Origin of the sequence: Actinophytocola sp. (genome assembly GCF_049647105.1) — a bacterium.
In the GTDB taxonomy this organism is placed as follows: Bacteria; Actinomycetota; Actinomycetes; order Mycobacteriales; family Pseudonocardiaceae; genus Actinophytocola.
The window spans coordinates 1-20,735 of record NZ_JBARWZ010000216.1; the positions used below are offsets into that span (position 1 = coordinate 1).

General features: G+C 67.7%; 19 protein-coding genes. 5 read left to right on the forward strand and 14 right to left on the reverse strand.

Annotated features, from left to right (window positions below; all coding sequences use genetic code 11):
* Positions 1–733 precede the first annotated feature (733 nt).
* The 7 genes from WBA97_RS25260 to WBA97_RS25290 all read right to left on the reverse strand — a co-directional run bounded on the left by WBA97_RS25260 (position 734) and on the right by WBA97_RS25290 (position 8,015).
* On the reverse strand, positions 734–3,025 hold the full coding sequence (locus WBA97_RS25260; protein ID WP_424233403.1) for a xanthine dehydrogenase family protein molybdopterin-binding subunit: 2,292 nt from the start codon (positions 3,023–3,025) through the stop codon (positions 734–736).
* A gap of 82 nt (positions 3,026–3,107) precedes the next feature.
* Positions 3,108–3,512 carry a hypothetical protein gene (locus tag WBA97_RS25265; protein ID WP_424233404.1) on the reverse strand — a complete coding sequence of 135 codons (405 nt, stop codon included), beginning with the start codon at positions 3,510–3,512 and terminating at the stop codon, positions 3,108–3,110.
* Positions 3,513–3,563: 51 nt separating this feature from the next.
* Entirely contained in the window at positions 3,564–3,935 is a 372-nt protein-coding gene (locus WBA97_RS25270; protein ID WP_424233405.1) for a hypothetical protein, read from the reverse strand.
* A gap of 183 nt (positions 3,936–4,118) precedes the next feature.
* Complete coding sequence (locus tag WBA97_RS25275) at positions 4,119–4,721, reverse strand: GTP-binding protein (protein ID WP_424233406.1); 603 nt, start codon at positions 4,719–4,721, stop codon at positions 4,119–4,121.
* The gene (locus WBA97_RS25280) at positions 4,702–5,073 is read right to left on the reverse strand and encodes a DUF742 domain-containing protein (RefSeq protein WP_424233407.1); all 372 of its coding nucleotides are present in this window, start codon (positions 5,071–5,073) and stop codon (positions 4,702–4,704) included. The genes WBA97_RS25275 and WBA97_RS25280 overlap by 20 nt, the downstream gene beginning before the upstream one ends.
* A 15-nt stretch (positions 5,074–5,088) precedes the next feature.
* Positions 5,089–5,457 (reverse strand): roadblock/LC7 domain-containing protein, encoded by a 369-nt coding sequence (locus WBA97_RS25285; RefSeq protein ID WP_424233408.1) that lies wholly within the window; start codon positions 5,455–5,457, stop codon positions 5,089–5,091.
* An 86-nt stretch (positions 5,458–5,543) separates the two neighbouring features.
* Positions 5,544–8,015, reverse strand: coding sequence for a nitrate- and nitrite sensing domain-containing protein (locus tag WBA97_RS25290; RefSeq protein ID WP_424233409.1), 2,472 nt, complete (start codon positions 8,013–8,015; stop codon positions 5,544–5,546).
* A gap of 480 nt (positions 8,016–8,495) precedes the next feature.
* Between WBA97_RS25290 and WBA97_RS25295 the strand changes: the two genes are divergently transcribed.
* Positions 8,496–10,097 (forward strand): GMC family oxidoreductase, encoded by a 1,602-nt coding sequence (locus tag WBA97_RS25295; RefSeq protein WP_424233410.1) that lies wholly within the window; start codon positions 8,496–8,498, stop codon positions 10,095–10,097.
* Between the two features lie 44 nt (positions 10,098–10,141).
* On the opposite strand, the gene WBA97_RS25300 is transcribed toward WBA97_RS25295, so the two are convergent.
* From WBA97_RS25300 to WBA97_RS25315, 4 genes are all read right to left on the reverse strand, one after another.
* Positions 10,142–11,311 (reverse strand): cytochrome P450, encoded by a 1,170-nt coding sequence (locus WBA97_RS25300; protein WP_424233411.1) that lies wholly within the window; start codon positions 11,309–11,311, stop codon positions 10,142–10,144.
* Positions 11,312–11,388: 77 nt separating this feature from the next.
* Positions 11,389–12,291, reverse strand: a complete 903-nt coding sequence (locus WBA97_RS25305; RefSeq protein ID WP_424233412.1) for a terpene synthase family protein — start codon at positions 12,289–12,291, stop codon at positions 11,389–11,391.
* Positions 12,284–13,756, reverse strand: coding sequence for a hypothetical protein (locus WBA97_RS25310; RefSeq protein WP_424233413.1), 1,473 nt, complete (start codon positions 13,754–13,756; stop codon positions 12,284–12,286). The genes WBA97_RS25305 and WBA97_RS25310 overlap by 8 nt, the downstream gene beginning before the upstream one ends.
* 31 nt (positions 13,757–13,787) lie before the next feature.
* The gene (locus tag WBA97_RS25315; RefSeq protein WP_424233414.1) at positions 13,788–14,831 is read right to left on the reverse strand and encodes a family 2 encapsulin nanocompartment cargo protein polyprenyl transferase; all 1,044 of its coding nucleotides are present in this window, start codon (positions 14,829–14,831) and stop codon (positions 13,788–13,790) included.
* Between the two features lie 826 nt (positions 14,832–15,657).
* On the opposite strand from WBA97_RS25315, the gene WBA97_RS25320 reads away from it, so the two are divergent.
* The gene (locus WBA97_RS25320; protein WP_424233415.1) at positions 15,658–16,458 is read left to right on the forward strand and encodes a flavin monoamine oxidase family protein; all 801 of its coding nucleotides are present in this window, start codon (positions 15,658–15,660) and stop codon (positions 16,456–16,458) included.
* 82 nt (positions 16,459–16,540) lie between these two features.
* Positions 16,541–16,987 (forward strand): CAP family protein, encoded by a 447-nt coding sequence (locus WBA97_RS25325; RefSeq protein ID WP_424233416.1) that lies wholly within the window; start codon positions 16,541–16,543, stop codon positions 16,985–16,987.
* 64 nt (positions 16,988–17,051) lie between these two features.
* Here the strand turns inward: WBA97_RS25325 and WBA97_RS25330 are convergent, their stop codons facing one another.
* Entirely contained in the window at positions 17,052–17,783 is a 732-nt protein-coding gene (locus WBA97_RS25330; protein WP_424233417.1) for a nucleotidyltransferase domain-containing protein, read from the reverse strand.
* Positions 17,784–17,914: 131 nt separating this feature from the next.
* On the opposite strand from WBA97_RS25330, the gene WBA97_RS25335 reads away from it, so the two are divergent.
* Both WBA97_RS25335 and WBA97_RS25340 read left to right on the forward strand, forming a co-directional pair.
* Positions 17,915–18,862: a DUF7669 domain-containing protein gene (locus WBA97_RS25335; RefSeq protein WP_424233418.1), complete on the forward strand. Its 948-nt coding sequence runs from the start codon at positions 17,915–17,917 to the stop codon at positions 18,860–18,862.
* A 71-nt stretch (positions 18,863–18,933) separates the two neighbouring features.
* Positions 18,934–19,485, forward strand: a complete 552-nt coding sequence (locus WBA97_RS25340) for a hypothetical protein (RefSeq protein WP_424233419.1) — start codon at positions 18,934–18,936, stop codon at positions 19,483–19,485.
* Positions 19,486–19,599: 114 nt separating this feature from the next.
* On the opposite strand, the gene WBA97_RS25345 is transcribed toward WBA97_RS25340, so the two are convergent.
* Positions 19,600–19,824: a hypothetical protein gene (locus WBA97_RS25345; protein ID WP_424233420.1), complete on the reverse strand. Its 225-nt coding sequence runs from the start codon at positions 19,822–19,824 to the stop codon at positions 19,600–19,602.
* Between the two features lie 14 nt (positions 19,825–19,838).
* On the reverse strand, positions 19,839–20,726 hold the full coding sequence (locus WBA97_RS25350) for an aldo/keto reductase (RefSeq protein WP_424233421.1): 888 nt from the start codon (positions 20,724–20,726) through the stop codon (positions 19,839–19,841).
* Positions 20,727–20,735 lie beyond the last annotated feature (9 nt).

A 20,735-nucleotide genomic window follows, 5' to 3' on the forward strand; every position in this document is an offset into this window, starting at 1 on the left:
CGTGCGATGGGCGTCGGTCTGGTCAAGCCCGCTTCGCGGGCCCGGGCGCGTAGCGCCCGCCCCTGCGGTGTTCTGTCAGAGGTGGCGGACTGGCGCGATGTCCCGAAAGGCGCTTTCAGGGCGTTGAGCGTCCCAAAGGCGGCTTTCGTGGCACCAACTATGCCCCGAAAGCGCCTTTCGGGGCATAGCACCCGCAGGGTGTGGTGCCCGACGCCCCGAAGGGGCGCAAGCCCGCCACCAAAGGGGCTCCCTGCCATCCCGTCGACCTGGCAACGCCCGATCACACCGTGTCAAGGGGGCACCAACCACCCAAACCGGCGCCACACGCTGGAACCGCCCCCTTGACGCGGTGTGATAGCACGAAGTGAGGTCGACGGGATGGCAGGCAGACCCGAACCCAACGCAAGAAACCTCGAAACCCCAGGCCATCCTGGAGACCTGCCCCTCCGGCGAGGAGCCGCCGGAGGCAAACCCAGCGAAGGCGAGGCAACCGCAACCGGTGGATCCAGGCTCAACGTCCCGAAAGACGCAGGGCATCGCGTCCCGAGGGCGCAAAGCCCACCACCAAGGGGATCCCCGCCATCCTGCAGACCTGCCCCTCCGGCGAGGAGCCGCCGGAGGCAAACGGCGAAGCAAACCGCAACGGTGGATCCAGGCTCAGCGTCCCGAACGCGCCGTTCAAGGCGGAGCACATGACTTTGCCGACCCCCTGGGGCGGCGGGGAAGGAAGGCCCTAGCGGTTCCGGTCGGTCAACATTCGTTGGAGGACCTGTGGTGTGAGCGGTGTGGCGGTGATCAGATCGGCGATCTCGGGCAGGGCGGCGGCGATCGCGTTGCCAACGGCGGCGGGTGAGCTGATGGTCCCGGACTCGCCTACTCCCTTTGACCCGCCTGGTGTCACCGGGGACGGGGTCTGCTGGTGGACGATGTCGATGTCCGGTGCCTCCACCGCGGTGGGCAGGTCGTAGGTGGCGGAGGGTTGACCGTCCGGTGCGTAGCTGACCTGCTCGTACAGCGCCATGCCGATGCCCTGCACGACTCCCCCTCGGATCTGCCCGTCGACGATCGCCGGGTTGACCAGGACGCCGGAGTCGTTGACGACCCAGAACCCCTCGATCTCGACCGCACCGGTCAACGGGTCGACCGCCACGGCCGCGGCGTGCGCACCGGAGGAGTACAGGTAGGCGGGCGGGTCGTAGGTGGCTTGCTCTTCGAGGCCGGGGCGCACCCCGTCCGGGAGATCCCAGCCGCGCCACGCGGAGGTCGCGAGGTCGACGATGGCGACCTCGGCGCCCGGCACACCGTGGACCCGGACGGTGCCGTCCGCGATCTCCAGGTCGCCGGTCGCGACCTCGAGTTGGTGCGCGGCGATCGTGAGCAGCTTGTCGCGCAGGGCGGTCGCCGCGTGGATGAGCGCCCCGCCGCCGACCGCGAGTGATCGGCTCGCGATCGAGCCGATGGGCGAGTACGGCGTCACCGCGGTGTCGCCCAGCACGACCCGGACGTGGTCCAGCGGGACGCCAAGTTCGTCGGCGGCCAGCTGCGCGAGCGTGGTCTCGATGCCCTGCCCCATGCCGGCGAGTCCAGTGTGGACGACGACGGAGGCGTCCGGTTCCATGCGCACGACAGCGTTCTCGAAGCCACCCGCCATGTAGCCATCGGTCTTCATCGCCTTGGACGGCCCGACGCCGGTCATCTCGACGTGGCAGGAGTATCCGACGCCGCGCCTGCGCCCGTCCTCGACGTGCCGGCTCCGCACCTGGTCGCGCAGCTTTCGCAGACCGTCGGCGTAATCACCGGAGTCGTACGCCTGTCCCATGCCCGTCATGACCGGGACCTCGTGCGGGTCGATCATGTTGCGCAGCCGCAGGTCTACCGGGTCCACGCGGAGCAGGCGGGCGGCCTCGTCGATGAGCCGTTCACGCGTCCAGGTGACCTCCGGCTGACCGAAACCCCGGTACGACCCGGTCGGGGTGGTCGTCGTGACCACCCCGCGCACGCGCGCGCCCACCGCGTCGAACCGGTACGGGCCGGGTGACAGCAACGCCGACACCGCGAGCGGGCCAGGCCCGACGTTCGACGAGTGGGCGCCGAGATCACCGATGATGTCGCAGTGGAGCGCGACGAACCGGCCGTCCGCGGCCAGCGCGAGGCGGCCGCGGTGGGCCGCGTCGCGTGCGTGCAGGGTGGCGGTCAAGTGGTCGCCGGGCGCCTCACTCCAGCTGACGGGCCTGCGCAGCCGAACCGCGGCCAGGCAGATCAACACCTCGTCCGGGTAGACGTGTTCCTTGGCCCCGAATCCGCCACCGACATCACAACCGAGGACACGCACCGCGTTGACCGCAAGACCCAACGCCCCGGCCACCTGGTCACGCACGAAGTGCGGGGCCTGGGTCCCCGTTCGCACGGTCAGAGTCTCGCCGTCGTAGTCGGCGACCACGCCACGCGGCTCCATCGGCCTCGGCGCGACCCGTGCGAGCCGGAACGTCATCTCCACGACGTGCTCTGCGACCGCCGTGGCGGCCGCGACGTCACCCACCGGGAAGTCGGTGCCGACGTTGGTTCCCCACTCGGGGTAGAGCAGGGCGGCCTCCGGTTCCATCGCCGTCTCCAGCCCCACCACCGGGGGCAACGGCTCGATGTCGACGTCGACCAGAGCGGCGGCGTCCTGCGCGGCCGCCGCGGTCTCGGCCACCACCACCGCGGTCGGCTGTCCGACGTAGCGCACGACGTCGTCCAGCACCGGGTAGTGGGTGGGCCGGTCAGGCCCAAGGCTGGAGCACGGCAGCTCAACGCCACGCGCGTCCTCGACCGTGATGACGTCCACAACACCCGCCGCGGCCCGCGCCTTCCCGACATCGCAACCGCGTACCCGGCCGTGGGCGACCTCGCTGCGAAGCACCACCGCGTGCACCGAGTCCGGCAACCGCACCGCGCTGACGAACCGCCCCCGGCCGGTGATGAGCCGGGCATCCTCCCGCCTGGGAGCCGGTGATCCGACGTGCCTGCGCTTCTCTGCTGACATCAGCCACCCACCCATGTCGTGACCCCGAGCATACTGCCGCAATCCCACACGACCGAGTCACGCGAACAATGGTGAGATCACCTCACCGGGAATGCGGCCGGCGATCGGCGATGATCGCCATCACTCCATCGTTCTGGTAACCGTCGAGATAATCGATATCGGCCCAGGTGGGCTCATCATGATGAACTTCGTGGAGGTGCAGGTTCCCGCCTGGCCGCCCCTCGAACCAGACGCCAACATTGACATAGGCGATCAACACCGTTGGTGCCACGTCGATGTCGACTCGCACAAGGAGTTCGTGGGCGAGCCGGTGACCCCTGGCCGCGAGCACCGCCAGGGCGTCGTCCGCCGCCGGATCAATGCCGTCATCGGGAACGTACAGCTGATTGACACTGGCTTCGTAGCCGGTCAGATCCTGGTAGTCGGGTTCGCCATGGTTGAAATTCCGAGCGATTATCGCGCTGTCAACCGGCAGGACAACCGACACGCGGCGCGGCCGCGTGGTAGTGGACCTGCCATCGCTGGTGCCCCAGGCGAATCATGGCGACCGCACGGCCGGACAGCCTTGAGCTTCCTCGTAGGACACCTCGCGGTGCCGACGCAAGGTGAACCGATAGCACGCGTGCGTCCGCGGTTCGACGATCGAGTCCGGCACCGACACGAGCACTGTGATGACGTCGCCTTCACGACGAAGGGCACCGACCACAGCACCTGGTTGCCACAGCACCGCGTCCGTGATCTCCTGGTCGGACATCGAGAAGTCGAGTCGATCGGCGGCGACCCGCGCGTTGCTCTCGGTGGCCAGGAGAGGCTCGCTGACGGGACGATTACGGGGAAACACCAGGCGTGGGAACACCAGCAAGCCAATCATGATGAGAGCGAAACCGGCCAGCAGAACCCCGATCGCCACGCGTGCGACAGTGGGCAATCTGGCCGGTGTCACGTCATCAGTCATCGTCGGGTGTATCCGATCTCGTCCAGCATGCGCCGCGGAACCACAGCATAGGCGGCCGCGCCCTCCACGTTGGGGTGGAACTGCTCACGGCTGAGGCAAGCTTCGGTGGTGAAAACCGGTTCGATCGTCCACTGTGGATCAGCGACGGGCCGCCTTCTGGGTGGCGCGCGCGATGAGGTCCTCGAGCAGGGTGGTCAGGACGACCTTGCTCGACTCCCGGTGGCGCACGTCGCACTGCACGATCGGGACGCCCTGGTCCAGGTCGATGGCTTCGCGGACCTCGTCGGCGCTGTAGAGCTGGTGGCCGTAGAAGTTGTTCACCGCCACGATGAACGGGATCTGGCGGCGCTCGAAGAAGTCCACGGCGGCGAAGCTTCCGTCCAGCCTGCGGGTGTCGGCGAGTACCACCGCGCCGAGCGCGCCAAGTGCCAGCTCGTCCCACATGAACCAGAAGCGCTCCTGGCCGGGAGTGCCGAACAGGTAGAGGATCAACGCGTCGTTGACGGTGATTCGGCCGAAGTCCAGCGCGACCGTCGTGGTCCGTTTGCTCTCCACCCCCTCGAGGTTGTCCACTTCCCCGCCGATCTCGCTGAGCATTTCCTCGGTGCGCAGCGGCGGGATTTCGCTGACGGAGCCGACCAGGGTGGTCTTGCCGACACCGAACCCGCCCGCGACAAGGATCTTCAGCGCCGAGGTCCCGAGCGGCGATCGGGTAGCGGGGTCAGAGCCTACGGATGCCATCAAGTACCGCCTGCAGAATGTGGATGTCCGGGGTTTCCGTGTCCAATGGGGACGGTGGTGAACTGAAGTTCAGGTAGCCCTGCTCGATGAGATCTCCTACAAGGATCTTCACTACCGCGAGCGCGAGCCCCAGTTTGGCGCCGATCTCGGCGAGCGACAGTGGATAGTGGCAGAGCCGCAGAATGTCGACGTACTCGGGATCCATCCCCGCGTGTTCGTTCGCCGCGGTTACCACCAGTGTTATCAGGTTGAGGTCGGGACGGGTCGACTTGGTGCGACCACGCGTCACGGTGTACGGCCGGACCAGTGGCCCGGCATCATCGTCGTACCAGGAATCCCGACCGTGCTTCATGACTGCCTAAGCCGTTCACATGTTGGGTACGCGTGGTTGCGCGATCAGGAACTTGCCGACCTTCTTGACCATCAGGTTCATCTCGTAGGCCACCATGCCGATGTCGGCGTCGGCGGTGGCGAGCAACGCCATACACGCACCGTTACCCGCCGCCGTCACCACGAGGAAGGCCTCGTCGAGCTCGACCACGGTCTGGCGGACGTGCCCGGCCCTGAAGTGGCGACCGACCCCGCGCGCAAGGCTCTGGAAGGCGGACGCCATCGCCGAGAGATGTTCGCTGTCGTCTCTGCCCAGACTGCGGGACTTGCCGACACAAAGTCCATCGTTGGAGAGCACCGCCACGTACTGGGCGCCGACTACCCGCGACACCAGTTCGTCGAGCATCCAGTTCAGATCGCTCGGGTTGATATCCTCCACGGCCCTCCTGCCTTCCTTCCGGACATGGGTCCGGGTAGTCGAAAAGTCGGGGTTCACTCGGCGGCGCGTCCCTCGCGAGTGCCCCGCTGCAGCGCGGCCATCCGGTGCCGCGCCTTCTCCGCCAGCAGTGCCGGGTCGACAGCCTCGGACATGTCCGGCTCCCCGGGCCAGGGCTCGTCCTCCGCGGCAAGCCGTGGCGCGATGTTCGCCTGCCTGCGCCTGCGTGGCAACGGCCGCTTGCCGCCCTGGCCGCCACCCTCCGCGCGTCCGTTGCCGTCGGTGGCGGGACCGGGGTCGGGGGCCGCCCTGCCACGGGTTCCCATGTCCCGCGCGACCGTGGGGTCCTGAGGGGGCGGCGGTGGCGGCGGTGTGCCCGGGGGCGGCGTGCCGTTGCCCGGTGGCGGCGGTGTGCCGCCGTTGCTCGATGACCCCCAGGCGTTCCAGCGGACCGTCTGCTCGGCGGGGCTCTCCTCCGGCCAGGACAGGTCATCCGGGAAGGACGCGCGGAGCCTGGTACGCGCGGGCGGCGCCGTCGCCGTCTGCTCGGCCAGCTCCTGCCGCGGTGCGGGAAGGTCCGACCGCAGGTCGGCGGTGGTCTGCCCGGTCTGCCCGGTGCCGGACTGCAGGTCCTCTTCGTGGGGCACGCTTTCTCCAGAATCCGCGATGAGGGACGACCGGATCAACACGATCGCCCGGACACCACCGTAGGCGGAGTCGACCAGCGTGACGCTGACGCCATGCCGGGACGCCAGCTGGGAGATCACGAACAGGCCCAGCCGCGCCTCTTCCTCCGTCAGCGCCATCACGCCGAAGTCGGGCGGGTTCTGCAGGAAGTTGTTGATGTCGTCGCGTTCCTCGCGGGACAGGCCAACACCCTGGTCCTCGATCTCGACCACGACACCGCGGCCGACCCTGTTGCTGCGCACCTCCACCCGGGACTCCGGCGGCGAGAACGCCGTCGCGTTGTCGACGAGTTCGGCCAGCAGGTGGATGATGTCGGCGACCGCCGCGCCCGAGATCAACAGGTCGGGCATGCGGCCGGTGTTCACGCGGCGGTAGTGCTCGGTCTCGCCGATCGCGCTGCGCACGATCTCCACGAGCGGCACGGGGTTGCGCCACCGCCTGCCTGGCCGTTCACCACCGAGGATGAGCAGGTTCTCCGCGCTGCGCCGGGCGCGGGTGGCCAGGTGGTCGAGCTGGAACAACAGCTCCAGCTGGTCTGGGTCCTCCTGCTCGCGCTCGGCCTTGTCCAGCACCTCGAGCTGGCGGCGCACCACGAGCTGGCTGCGGTGCGCGATGTTCAGGAACACGGTCCGCACGCCGTTCTGGATCTCGGCTTCCTGTGCGGCCGCGGCGACCGCGGTGCGCTGTGCCTGGTTGAACGCGCCCGCGACCTGACCCAGCTCGTCGTTGCCGTAGTCCAGTGCGGGCACCTCGCGGTTGATGTCGATCTGCTCGCCGCTACGCAGCCGTTGCACGATGCGGGGCAGGCGCATGTCGGCCAGCTCCAGCGTCTCCATGCGCAGCTTCTTCATCCGCCTGACCACCCGGTTCGACAGCCGGATGGCGACGAACGTGGCGATCAGCGTGATGAGCAGGACCGCGCCCCCGCCGAGCAGCGAGTTGCGGAACGTCTCCTCGCCGGTGTCCGCGGCGAAACCCTCGGCGTAGGTGTGGTGGTCGGAGTAGATGTCCAGCAGTTCGGTGTTCACCACCGACGCCGCTTCCTGCCACTCCTCGAGCGTGACCGGCAGTTGGGGGACACCGGTACCCGGCATCTGGAGTAGTAGCGCACCCTCCACTTCGCTCAACCGCGCCCACTCCGGGCTCTTGGCGAGTTCGGTGTACCGCTGCTGCAGTTCCGGGATGAGCAGTGGAAGCACCTGCTCCATGTCGGTGTGGTAGCGACCGACCTGACGGGAGAACTCCGAGTATGTCTCGACCGTGAGCCCACCGTCGACCGCACCGTTGACCGCCAGCGCGTTCGCACGGGACATCGAGTCGGCGACGGCGAACAGTGTCGTCGCCGTCGACTCCTCGACCGCGGTCTTGGAGTCCGGCGCCGTCGCCGCGATGCCCTGCAGGCCGAGCTTGATGAGATCGACAACGCCGCTGTAGAACGCGTAGACGTCCTTCCACGGCACGACGCCGGCGTCCACGCCCTGGCGGATCTGCGGAAGCTGTTCCCCGATCAACTTCGGGAAGATCTTGTTGGCCTGCTCGATGGCCTCCGGGTTGAGGTCGTTCAAGCCGCCCAGCAGGCCCTTGATACCGGCGATTGCCTGGTCAAACTCCGCGCGGGCCTGCTCGAGCTCCGGCATGGCGGACTTGTCGCCGCCGAGCACCTGCAGGCTCAGCCTGCGCTCCTCCTGGGCGCCCGCGGCGAACCGGGTGCCGGGCGGAACGGTGTCCTGCATCGTGGTCGCCCACTTCTGGGCGTCGTAACCGTCGTAGACCAGGTAACCGGACGCACCGACGCCGATGATCAACAACGCCGCGCTGGGGACGAGCACGATGGCGAGCATCCGTAGCCTGATGCTCCGGCCTTTCCGGCCTTCTTTCCTGGCAAGGCTCACGGGACCCGACTCCCTTGGTACGTCAACGCGGTGGCTCGGCACACAACTGTCAGACCCCGACACCACCGCCGTGACCTCGATAGGTCCCGGGCTCGCGCCAGGTCCGTCGTCGAATGCGAGACACCCTAGTAGATGTCCTCCACCATCGTGAAACTGGCGATCCTCTTTTGGCGCAAACCGGCCGTGGATCCGGAAAAGCCCTGGTAGCAGGGTTGTTGAATCTTCATCAAGATCGTCCCACAGTGGACACCCGCGTCCGGACGGCGAGGACGACCACCCGATGCGGCGGCCTGTCGACGTCCTCTCCATGTCCTCTGCATGGCCCCGTCCATGGCCTATCCATGGCGAACGGGGCGTACTACTGTGCCCGCCTAAACTTGGTTCCTCATTCCGGACCTCGATGGATCAGCGACCAGAACGGGAGTTTCCGTGACACAGTTCGACTACGTCATCGTCGGCGCCGGACCGGCGGGGTGCGTACTCGCCAATCGCCTCTCCGCGAACCCTGAGGTCAAGGTGCTGTTGGTCGAGGCGGGCGACCAGGACACCAACCCACTCATCGCGATGCCGAGGGGTTTCGGCCAGCTGATGGGTGACCCGAACACGGTGTGGCACTTCCCCACCCGTCCGTTCGGGCCCGCGCAGCAGCCCGAGGTCTGGGTGCGTGGCAAGACACTCGGCGGTTCCAGCGCGGTCAACGGCATGGTCTACAATCGTGGTCAGCGCGCGGACTGGGACGCACTCGCCGAACTCGGCAACCCCGGCTGGGGCTGGGACGACATGCTCGACGTCTTCAAGACCATTGAGGACCACCCCCACGGCGCTTCCGAGGTCCGCGGTGTCGGCGGCCCGCTGCGTGTGTCGACCGCCGATGGCGGCGATCCGTTGCTGGAAGACGTGATCACCGCGGGTAGCGAGCTCGGCTGGCAGCAGGTGCGTGACCTCAACGAGAACGACGAGGAGCGCATCGGCTACGCGATGGCGACCATTCGCGACGGTCGGCGGACCAGTGCCGCGGACGCCTTCCTGCACCCCGTCGAGGACCGGCCCAACCTGACGGTCGCGGTGCGCACGGTCGTCGACAAGGTGGTGCTCGACAACGGGCGCGCGGTCGGCATCCAGGGCCGTCAGGACGGGCAGGCCGTCGAGTACACCGCCACGCGCGAGGTGATCCTCTCCTCCGGCGCGCTCGCGACGCCGAAGATCCTGCAGCTGTCCGGCATCGGCGACCCGAAGACCCTGGCCGAGGCCGGCGTCGACGTCGAGGTGGTCAGCCAGAACGTCGGCGCCAGGATGCGTGAGCACCGCGTGCTGACCATGCAGGTCCGGCTCAACGAGGACCTCGGCTACAACAAGATCCTTGCCACGCCGGAAGGTCAGGCGCAGGCGTTCGAGGAGTACCAGACGACCGGTGGCGGACCCCTTGCCGCGCCGTCGTTCGACATCGTCGGGTTCTTCAAGACCCGTCCCGAGCTCGACCGTCCGGACGCACAGCTGCAGATCGCGCCCTACTCGATGGGGCCGCCCGACCCGAGCAAGGGCATCCAGCTCGAGCGGGAGCCGGGCATGCTCTGCATCGCCTACCTGCTGCGCCCGGACAGCGAGGGCGGCGTCCGCATCACCTCGGCGGATCCCGACGCACCGATGGACATCGACGCGAACTACTTCGCCACCGAGCACGACCGTACGACGTCCGTGGACGCCTTCCGGGTCATGCGCAGGCTGTTCGCCACTAGCGCGCTCGCGAAGCGGATCGAGCACGAAACCGCGCCGGGGCACGGGGTGCAGACCGACCAGGAGATCCTGGACTTCGCGCTGGTCGGTGGCACCTGTGGGTTCCACGCCATCGGGACCGCCGCGATGGGGCCGAACGACGACGACGTGGTCGACTCGCGCCTGCGGGTGCGTGGCGTGGCGGGCCTGCGCGTCGTGGACGCCTCGGTGCTGCCGGTCATGGTCTCCGGCAACCTGAACGGCCCGATCTCGGCGCTGGCCTGGCGCGCGGCCGACTTCATCCTCGAAGACGCCTGATCACATGACATCGATGGGCCGGCGGGACTGCCGGCCCATCGGTGTCACACCGTCCAGACCATCGGCAGGTTCTCCAGCGAGCACACGGCGCCGCCGTCCATGACCAGATCGGCGTCCGGCCGCACCCGGTAGTCCACAATGGATGAGTGCCAGTCACGCAGTGCGGCGGCCAGGCCCTGGGTGGCCACGCGGGCGCCGAGACAGCGATGCGCGCCAAAGCCGAAGGCGACGTGGGTCGCGCTGTTCGACCGGTCGAAGTCCGCCTCAGCCGGCTCCGGATAGTTGTGCGGGTCTCGCCCGGCGAGCGACAGGCTGCACAGAACCCGGTCCCCTGCCCGGATGCGGACACCGGCGACCTCGATGTCCTTGATGGCGGTGCGGGCGACGCTGACCACCGAGTGCAGCCGCAGCAGCTCCTCGGCGGCCCGCCCCGCGATCGCCGGCTCGGCGGCGAGCCGGTGCTGGTGCTCGGGATTCTCGGCCAGGTAACGGAAAGTGAAGCTGACCGAGTTCGTCAGCGTGTCGAGGCTGGCCATACCCATGAGGAAAGCCATGTCCAGGGCCTGTTCCCTGGTCAGCGGCTCACCGTCGACCTCGGCACTCGAGAGCAGGTCGAGCAGCCCGCTGCCGTCGCCCTGCCGCTCCCCCGTCGAGTACTCGGTGATGGCTCGCCCCACGTACGCCATGAAGTCCTTCGTCGCGCGGGAACGACGGTCGGGGTCGACGTCCTGGAGCAGGTCGTCGGCCCACTGTGCGCAGGCCTTCGTCTCCTCCTCCGGCACGTCGAACAGCGCGGCGAACAGTGCGTTCTGCAGTGGCCTGGCGAAGTCCACGACGAGGTCGCACTCCCCCAACGGGGCCAGCCGCTCGACCAGGCGGGCGGACTCCGCCTCGACCGCCTTCGCGATGACGTTGCCCGCCTTGCCGTTCAGGCACCGCGCCAGCAGCGCGCGGTAGCGGCCGTGGTCCGGCGGGTCCAGCTCGACCGGCATCAGGGGACGCGGCCAGCCGGCGGGTGGGATCGAGGTGTGCTGGCTGGAAAACGCGTCCGTGTCCCTGAGTACCGCGCGGATGTCGGTGTGCCGGGTGAGGACCCAGAAGCCGTCCAGATCCGGGGTCCAGAACACCCGCTCGTCACGGAACCGGTCGAACGCGGTGAAGGGATCGACACGCACCGCGGGATCGCTGTGGTGGTTGAAATCACGGACCGACACGCCTGTATCGGGTGATGCCGCGCTCATTGTGCTGATACTCCGTTCGACCGGCGGTTTTCGGGTTTGGGACAGTATGGTCAGTCCACGCCGTGCACGAGAAACTCGCCGACGTGGCTGCCGAGGTACTGGTACTCACACCACTCGGCGAGCCGGAGGACACCGATGGCGTCCAGGTTCCCCTCGGCGAGCAGTGGGGCGAGATGACGCCGGACCGACGCCATCCGGCTGCCGAGCAGGTCACGCACCCAGTCCTCGGACACCCCTTCGTACATCAGGATGTTGTTCTGGCCGGGCTGGTCCCGCTCGCGGGAGATGGTGCCGAGGTCGTTGGCCAGGCGGCAGACGAAGTGGGTGTCCTCCAGCGCCGGGAGGAGCACGTCCATGTGCTCCCACAACGTGTCGCCGCCGTAGGTGAGCCATCTCGGCACATGCACCTGGCCGATGGCGCTGCTGCCGATGTGCGCCAGGTGCTCCTCGACATCCATGGTGATGCCGGGTGGGATCTCGCCCCGCTCGCGCGCCCAGCCTGCGATCCAATTGTACCGGTAGCCGTCCAGGGTCCTCGCGACGCTCTCCTCCCACAACGAGGCCAGCGCCGGGTAGGTCGGCAGGGCGGACGCCTCCTCCTGCCACCCGGAAAGGCTGGCGGTCAGCGGATGGCTGTCGTCGCGCAGGCCGGTGCGGACCACGGCGTTGCAGCGGTCGACGAGCTCGTCGAGGTGTTCGCGTTCGGTGATCTCCTGCTCGATGTAGTCGTCGAGAACGATGACCCACATGGCCATCCGCGTTGGCAGCCGGAGCTGCTCGCCGGTGGCCCACGGCCCGATCCCCGCCTCGCTGAAGGCGATGGCCGCCATCGTCCGGCTCTCGTAGCCGGGGTGTTCCTTGGCCATCCAGCGTTCCAGGTCACCGAGTGCGTCCAAGCCCAGTCTCATCACCGAGACGCACTGGTCGACCGGCGGAAACATCGTGTCAGTCATCGATCCCCTTCTTGCTCAGCGCGTACGCGGACAGCACCGCTGCCCTGACAACCGCGGGCGGTGTGTAGAGGCCCTTGCCGATCCACAGCTCGGCGTAGTCGGTCGCGTCGAGGTGTTCTCGCAGGTACGCGGCGGCCCGCCGGTAGGTGTCGGCAGGCACCGGCCCGAGGTGCGGCTCGAGCGCGTCCAGTGAGTGCACCGCGTAGGCGGTCTCCTCGGGCAGACCGCCTGCCAGGCCCCAGGATCCGTCCGCGTGCTGGCCATCCAGCAGCCACTGCCAGGTCCCGGTCAGTGTGTTCGCCGGCACGATACCGGCCAGCCCGAACACCGCCTGCGCGGTGGCGTAGTAGGCGGACAGGTGCCACTTGTCGTACCACCATGCCGAATCACGGCGCACGTCGAGCAGGAAGTCCCGCGCCTTGGCGATCTGCGGCGCGAACCGTTGTTCCTGCTGGCAGAGTGCCTCGAGGACCCGGCCGTTCGCGCTCACCGGAGCACCCCGCTCGTGGGCGAACCCGACGAAGTGGGTGTCGGTCTCGAAGGACAGCAAGGACTCCAGCAGCGGCGTGGCGTCGTGGCCGAACGCGTGCGACAGGTTGGCGACCATGGCCGTGTCGTCGGAGTCCGGCACGGGGAACTCCTCGCTGACCCCGATCGGCTCGCTCGTGGCACCAGGCAGCTTCGCCAGGCGCGCAACGTGTTCGCGGGCACCGGCGGGCACCAGGCCCGCGCGGCCGAGCAGGTAGATCACCCACGACGGCTCGAACACGTTGATGGGATAGATCTCGGGCATACCACCGTCGCCAGCGGACCGTGCCGCCTCGTGCAGATAACCCAGCGCCGCCTGGTCGTTCGTGGCCTCCCACAACGCTCCCGTCGCGGCGGGATTGTTGGCCATCGACCCGTTCACCGCGGCGAACCTGGCCATCTCGGGCAGGGGAACGAGCTCGCCGAGCGCCTCGAGCGAGTACAGCAACCCGGTCGGCTGCTTGGCCAGCGCGCCTGGTGGCACGCGGGAGAGCTTGTCGTCACGCAGCCGCACCAGCTCGGCGAGCGAGTCCATGGCGAACAGGCCAGCCGACTGCGCCTCCGCGACCAGATGAGGTGCCACGACCTCGAACCCGATCGGCTCCCCGACCGCGCCCTGCCAGTCCGTGGCGTGGTCGCGGAGATAGCCGACGCCCGCGCGGATCGCCTGTGCGGCCCAGTCGTCCGGCAGCTCCCGCAACGCCAGCACGGCGGCTGCCGTGGACACCAACCGGTCGTACGGGTTGGGTACCGAGCCGCCCCACGAGCCGTCGCCGTGCTGGTGGGTACGCAGCCACTCCCGAGCCCCGGGGAACACCGGCGCGCCGTCGTCGGTCGCCAGTCGCGCGGCCCAGGCGGTGGAGTATGCCATCGCGGCCACCGGCCGCTCACCGAGCACATCGACGATCCGGTCCGCCTCGTCGGTCAGGTTCCGCATGCCCGCCCTTCCTCGCTGTTCTGTTGTCAGGTCAGTGATCACGGTGCACGGCCAGCCGGGCCAGCGCGGCCAGCTCGGCCGCGCCGCGTTGATCCAACCCGACGTCACGCAGGCAGGCCAGCGCCAGCTCGAGGTGCTCCCGGGACTGGTTCTCGGCCCAGGCGCGCCCGCCGGCCGACTCGATCAGCTCCGCGGCACGAGTCAGCTCGCCGCCGGTCAGTTCGCCGTCGCGGAAGTACAGTTCGGCCAGTTCGTCCCCGGCCGGGGTGCCGGACGTGAGCGTGGCGACCACCGGCAGGGACTTCTTGCGGTTGACCAGATCCGAGTACACGGGCTTGCCGGTGACGTCGGGGTCACCCCAGATGCCGAGCAGGTCGTCCACGAACTGGAACGCGAGCCCCACGTGTTCACCGAACTCGCGCAGCCGGTCGACCTGGGTCCGGCCGCCACCACCGAAGATCGCGCCGAGGCTGCACGCGCCGCCCAGCAGCGCACCGGTCTTGCCTGCCGCCATCCGCACGCACTCCGCGAGGTCGACGTCCGCGCGCTCCTCGAACAGGATGTCCGCGCACTGCCCGTCGACCAGGTCGTACAGGACCGGCGAGAGCGTGCGCATCCCGGTCGCCACCTCGGACCGCTCGGCGTCGGCGAGTACGTCGAACGCCAGGGTGAGCAGGGCGTCACCAGCCAGGATCGCCGCGCTGGAGCCGAAAACGGTCCAGCTGGTCGGCCGGTGCCTGCGCGTCAGGTCGCGGTCCATGACGTCGTCGTGCAGCAGGGAGAAGTTGTGTACCAGCTCCGCGGCACACGCCGCGGGCAGGGCTTGTTCGGGGGTGCCGCCCACGGCCTTCGCCGCGAGCAACACCAACGCGGGCCGGATCGCCTTGCCGCCCGTCTGGCAGCCGTCGATCGGTGTGCCCCGCTCGTCCCGCCAACCGAAGTGGTAACCGGCGATCCGGCCCACCGATTCCGGTAACCGGGCTACCGCCGCCCGCAGAGCCGGCTCCACGAGTGCACGGCTCCACTCCAGAACGTCCACTCCGGTCCGACCAGCAGCGATGTCAAGGGGCGCCATCTGGCAAGCACCTTCCGTCGAGGATCGGTCCGCCGCGTGCGATCGTGAGAGTCCTTGTTACACCATCGGATGGCGAATCCGATACCCACAGTTGGTCGGACAACCATCAAACCCACATTTGCCTTGACATCCAGAGCCGGTTGTGGCAGAAGCACTTCCGGGCGCACTACCAGCACAAACCGTTCATCCACAATGGGCATTCGCGGCCCTGCCATGGCCGCTGGCTGCCACAATGGACAGACCTCGCCGCCATGGGAACCGTCGACGGTCCAGCCGCACCGGGACGCGGCGTGGTGACTCTCGGCCAGCACGGCTACGCAGCGTCGACATCGCCTGGAGATCTCGGCACGCCGCCCACGCAACACACGGATCTCGAACGGTGCCCCGCCGAACACGTCCACGCACACCTGGCACACGACTACCCGCCGGTGGCTCGCACCACCGGCCACCCCCGGCTGGGTCGACAACCGTCCGCGACGCGCTCGCGAGGAACCGGTGGGCCGGGGGCCGCCGGCCGGGTCACTCGGGCAGTCGGCCGAGGAGCCAGTTGGCGAGGTCGGGGTGATCGCTCGTCCAGTTCACTCTCCTGCCGGCGTCCTCGGGTGGGCCAACCTGGATTTGTCAATTCTTGTACACAGAGGACTGATCGACCGATATCGATATCTGATCACAACATCTGCATTCATACCTACATTCCTGAATGTATCGTTTGACAGATATTTTCCATCCAAGGCCATGGTTGATTCCGCATGGGCTGAATGGGTCAATTCTCTGTGGTTGCGTATTTTTTCGTCACGGATGGGCGTGGTCCGGCGATGTGGTGAACATGAATACTCGTCGCGGCGGTGAATCAGGTAGTCCGGTGCGCAGGCGGTCGTTCCTCGCGGGCGCGGGCGCGGTGGCCGGTGTTCCACTGTTGGTGCCAGGTACCCCGAACCCCAGGACCGAGACCTTCACCGCGGACGTCGCCATCGTGACGATCCCGTTCACCGCCCTGCGGCACGTCGCCGTCGAACCCCTCATGTCCTATCCCAAGCGGCGCGCGATCATCGAACTGCACTACGACTCCGCGACCAAGGTGCTGCTGGAGTTCAGCAGACGCTGGTGGGAATTCACCGAAGCGGACTGGCGACGCGAACTGAACGCGATCAGGCCGGGGCTCTACGACCGCTACGGCACCGACAAGGGCCGCGCCGACAACATCTTCGGCGGCGGCTCCCTGACCGACTGGCCGAACCGGTTCGTCTACTACCCCTCCCACCAGATCGGCGACAGCAGGGGCGGGGTGCTGCTGGCCAGCTACAGCTGGGCCGACGACGCCAGCCGATGGGACTCACTCGACGACGAGGAGCGGTACGGGTTCGCGCTGCGCGGCCTGCAGTCCATACACGGCAACAGAGTCGAGGCCTTCTACACCGGGCGAGGACAGACCCAGAGCTGGCTGCGCAACCGCTACGCCCTTGGCGAGGCCGCGGTGTTCCTCCCCGCACAGCTCACCGAGGTCCACCCCGGCGTCAGCACCCCGGAAGGACCCGTGCACTTCGCAGGCGAACACGCCTCCCTCAAACACTCCTGGATCGAAGGCTCTCTCGAATCCGCCGTCCGCGCCGCCATCGAGGTCACCTGACCGGACCCAATCCGCAACAGAAGGAAAGACCGACATGAAATCTGGATACTCCGACCAAACCAGTCAGGATTTCCTGAACAGCATGGTGGACAGCATCAACCAGCACCGAGCGAAGCACGGAGTTCCACCCGTGGAGCTCGACCAGGAGCTCGTCACCTACGCCAAGTCCCGCGCTGAGCACGTCGCGGAGAAGGGGGCCCTCGTCCACGACGGGACTGGCGGGTATGGCGAGAACCTCTACTCGTCGAGTTCGTCCCAACCCGTCCAGGGACCGGCCACGGCAGCGAGCGACGCCTGGTACGCCGAGATCAAGTTCTACAACTACGAGACCTTCGCCTCCACCGACCCGAAAAAGGCGATCGGGCACTTCACCCAACTCGTCTGGAAGGGCAGCACCAGAATCGGTGCCGGCCGGGTGTGCGGCACCGAGGACAACGTCTGGCATGACACCTACATCGTCGTGAACTTCTCCCCAGCCGGAAACATGGACGGCGGACACAAGGACAACGTCCTCCCGCCAACCCCATAACCGTTCACCTGCCTCGGCCGGTCTCACTACCGAGACCGGCCGAGCACCGCGTCCTGGTGATGATTCAGTTGCCCGCGGACCTGGTGCCGCCCGGCGGTGCGCTGAGGTGAGGCTCGAGTGTGCCCAGCAGCTCGAGTTGAGCCCGTAGGCCTTCTTGCGGGGACGAGCGCAGGAGGGCCCGGAGCAGGTCGGCGATGCCTGGTGGGATTGTCAGGTCGTCCAGGTGCCGCTGGACAGTGCCCAGGTCGAGGGAGGGGTTGGGCAGGTCGTTGACGGCCCAGGCGGTACGGAGCAGGTCGTTGGTCATGGCCGCCGCCGCCCATCCGACCTCCACCGGATCACCACGGCGGTGCACGGCCAGCATCTTCGGGCGCACGTGGCGCCACAGCGCGGCGTAGTGCGCCGTGATCGAGGCCGGTGTGCGGTACCGCGTGTGGCAGTCGCGTGCTCGCGTGACCAGGTCGGCGACCACCCCGTCGGGGTCGTGCAACACCACCCCGTCAAGGAAGGCGTAGCCCCACGACTCGTCACCGACCCGGTCGGGAGTGAAGCACCGCCGCCATTGTTCCTCGGTACGGACGAGCAAGTCGACCGGCAGCGAACCAGGGATGCGCGGCCGGTCATCGGTGGTCGCCACCACCAGAATGTCCACATCGGAGTCATCCCGGGCGGTCCCCCGCGCCAGCGATCCCCCCAGCAGCACCCCGCCCACCCCGGGCCTGGCCCGCAAGCTGGAAAGGATCTCGTCCACCAGACGCCGGTGCGCCGCGGTGGGATACCGAACCTCGACGGCCACGACGCTCAAGTCTACTGACACAAGGGAGATCGGCACCGCTTGAATACCGCAACGCGTCCGGTAGGCCCCACGGACGATGTCGTTCCGGCCGACCGTGTTACGGCCGACGGGTCGTCATCGACGTAGGTGTCATGACGTCATGGCGAGAGCGAGCGGACGCGGTCAGCCCTGGGTCGGGGTTGCCGCCCTGGTTGTCGCGGGAGGTGTGGGCGGCGGTCGTGGCCGAGGTGCGGGGGCATCGGGACGGTGGTTTCGGTGCGTTGCTCACCGAGGACGCGGTCCGCTTCTGCGCGGCGCGGGCATTAGTCGCGGCGGGGGTGAAGGCTGCGTGGTTGCGGGTGGAGGTGCCGCATCCGGCGTTGAAGGGTGCGAGGGTCGATCTCGCGGTGTGGGGTGATCGGCCGGTCGCGTTGATCGAGTTGAAGTACCCGAGGGAACCGAACCCGGCCAACGCGGCATGGACGATGACCTTGGGCGAGGTGCTGAAGGACTTCTACCGGCTGGCGACCTACCCGGGTGCTGTGGATCGCGTGTTCATCTATGTCGAGTCCGCTCATCTGCGGAGGTACATGGCTGGAGTCGCGAGCCGGCACGGGGTGGACTTGGATGTGGACACTGTGATCCTGCGTCCCGCCGCGATCACCGCACTGCCGAGCACAGCCACCGGCATCATCGGCCCACAGTCGGCCGCGCACCAGGTGACCGCGCACCGGCTCGCCCAGTTCCCCGTCGACGGCGGCCTCAGGCTCGCCGTATATCAGGTCGACCCGCTGGCGCCCGCAGGTGACGACACCCTCCAACTCTCCTCGATCCCCGCAGCCGCCGGTATGGCCAGAGCCGGTGCTCGCAGAGAGATTCTCGACGCGATCCACGCTGTGCTCACACGCTCCGGCGGCGACACGTTCGCCCCGGCCGAGATCATCGCCGAAATGAGCCGCAGGGGCACCGGCTACGCGGAATCCACCATTCGCACCATGATCACCGCACACCTGTGCCGCAACGCCCCGGACAACGCCGGCACCACCTATGACGATCTCGAACGAACCGACCGCGGCCGCTATCGACTGGCACCAACCTGACTCTTGTCCTTCATCAGTGGCCCCACAGCGCCCTGACCGCCTGGTAATGATCATCGACAAAGGACTAACACATGACTATGTCGCTCACTGCGGAACCTGGTGCCGAGAACGATGATTACACGACGAAATCGGCTGAAGCCAGCCGCATGGGCAAGGCCGCCGAACATCTCGTAGCCGCGTTCTGCATCCTCGCCAGCCGCGGCGAACTGAACGTCTCAACCTCGCTGGTCGACGACGAAGGAGTAGACCTCGTCTTCCACCGCCGGAACTCCACCGCAACCTTGGCCGTGCAGGTCAAAGCACGCATGTCCGACAGCAAACGTGTGCAGTCAGAGGGATTCGTCGCGTTCGTCCGATCACAGACCTTCAACCCCCGGCCCGGATTTGATCTGCTCTTCGTCGCCATCGACATCACGCGCGGAGCAGTCATGAAAGCCTGGCTCGTCCCAAGCATCGACTACGACCAGACGCTGGGAAAACCAAACAGCAAAGGACGCTACCGCTTCGGCGCGTCCATGAAAGACAACACTAACGATCGATGGAGGCCATACCGACTGGATGCTGAACAGCTTCCCACAGCCGTACTGACGCGCCTCGACGCACTATCGGCCGACCACAAGTAACACTCCTCGCGGACGACACCTTTGACCTTGGGTCCACACTTACCTTTGAGATCGCCCCGTTTGACACAGTCGCGGGTGGCGGGTGGGTCCGGTCTGCCGAATCGGCTAGCGCGGTCAGTGTGAGCGTGAGTCAGGTACTCCGTCGGTGACCCAGCGGCGGATTGTCCGCGCTGCGTGGTCGGCGATGGCGTGTTCCTGGGTGGCCAGACTGCTGAGGGCGAACATGTCCAGGATCCTTCCGACGTACAGCCAGTACTCGGTGGTCTGGTCGCCGGGCAGGTGTTCGGCGAAGGCGCTGCGATAGCCATCCAGCACACGGCCGCGGGTCTCTGTGGTCACCTCAGGTGCACGTGTCAGGCTTCGGGGATCGGGCGGCCGAAGGTCTCGAGGGTGATGTCGGCGGGATCGGGGCCGCCGCGCTTGCCGGTGTCCAGGGCGTCGATCGCGTCGAGTTGCTCGGCGGTCAACTCGAAGTCGAACACGTCGAAGTTCTCGGCGATGCGTGCCGGCTTGGTGGACTTCGGGATCACCGAGCGGCCCTGCTGCAGGTGCCAGCGCAGCATCACCTGCGCCGGGCTCCTGCCGTGCGCCTTCGCGATCTCACCGATCACCGGGTCCCGCAGGGTGCTGGTGTGCTCGCCGGCGCGGTAGAACGTGATGCCGCCGATCGGGGACCACGCCTGGACGTGGATGCCGTGCTGCGCGCCGAACGCCTGCACCTCACGCTGGGCGAAGTACGGGTGCACCTCGATCTGGTTCACCGCGGGCACCACCGTCGCCGTGTCGAGCAGCCCGGTGAGGTGATCGACCATGAAGTTGCTGACGCCGATGGCGCGGACCTTGCCGTCGTTCAGCAGCGTTTCGAGCGCACGGTAGGCGTCGAGGGTCTTGGCGAACTCCGACGGCAGCGCCTGGTGCAGGATCAACAGGTCGATCTGGTCGACGCCGAGCTTGCCCGCGCTCTTCTCGAACCCGTGCAGCGTCTGGTCGTATCCGTAGTCGCTGATCCAGATCTTGGTTTCGATGAACACCTCGGCACGGTCGACCCCGGACTTGGCGATGGCCTCGCCGACCTCGCGCTCGTTGCCGTACGCGGCGGCGGTGTCGATGTGCCGGTAGCCGGTCGACAACGCCGCCGCGACGGCGGCGCGGGTCTCCTCCGGCGGGGTCTGGAAGACACCGAGACCGATGGCGGGCATCTCGACGCCGTTGTTGAGCGTCACCTGCGGAAGGGTGGACATCAGTGCGTT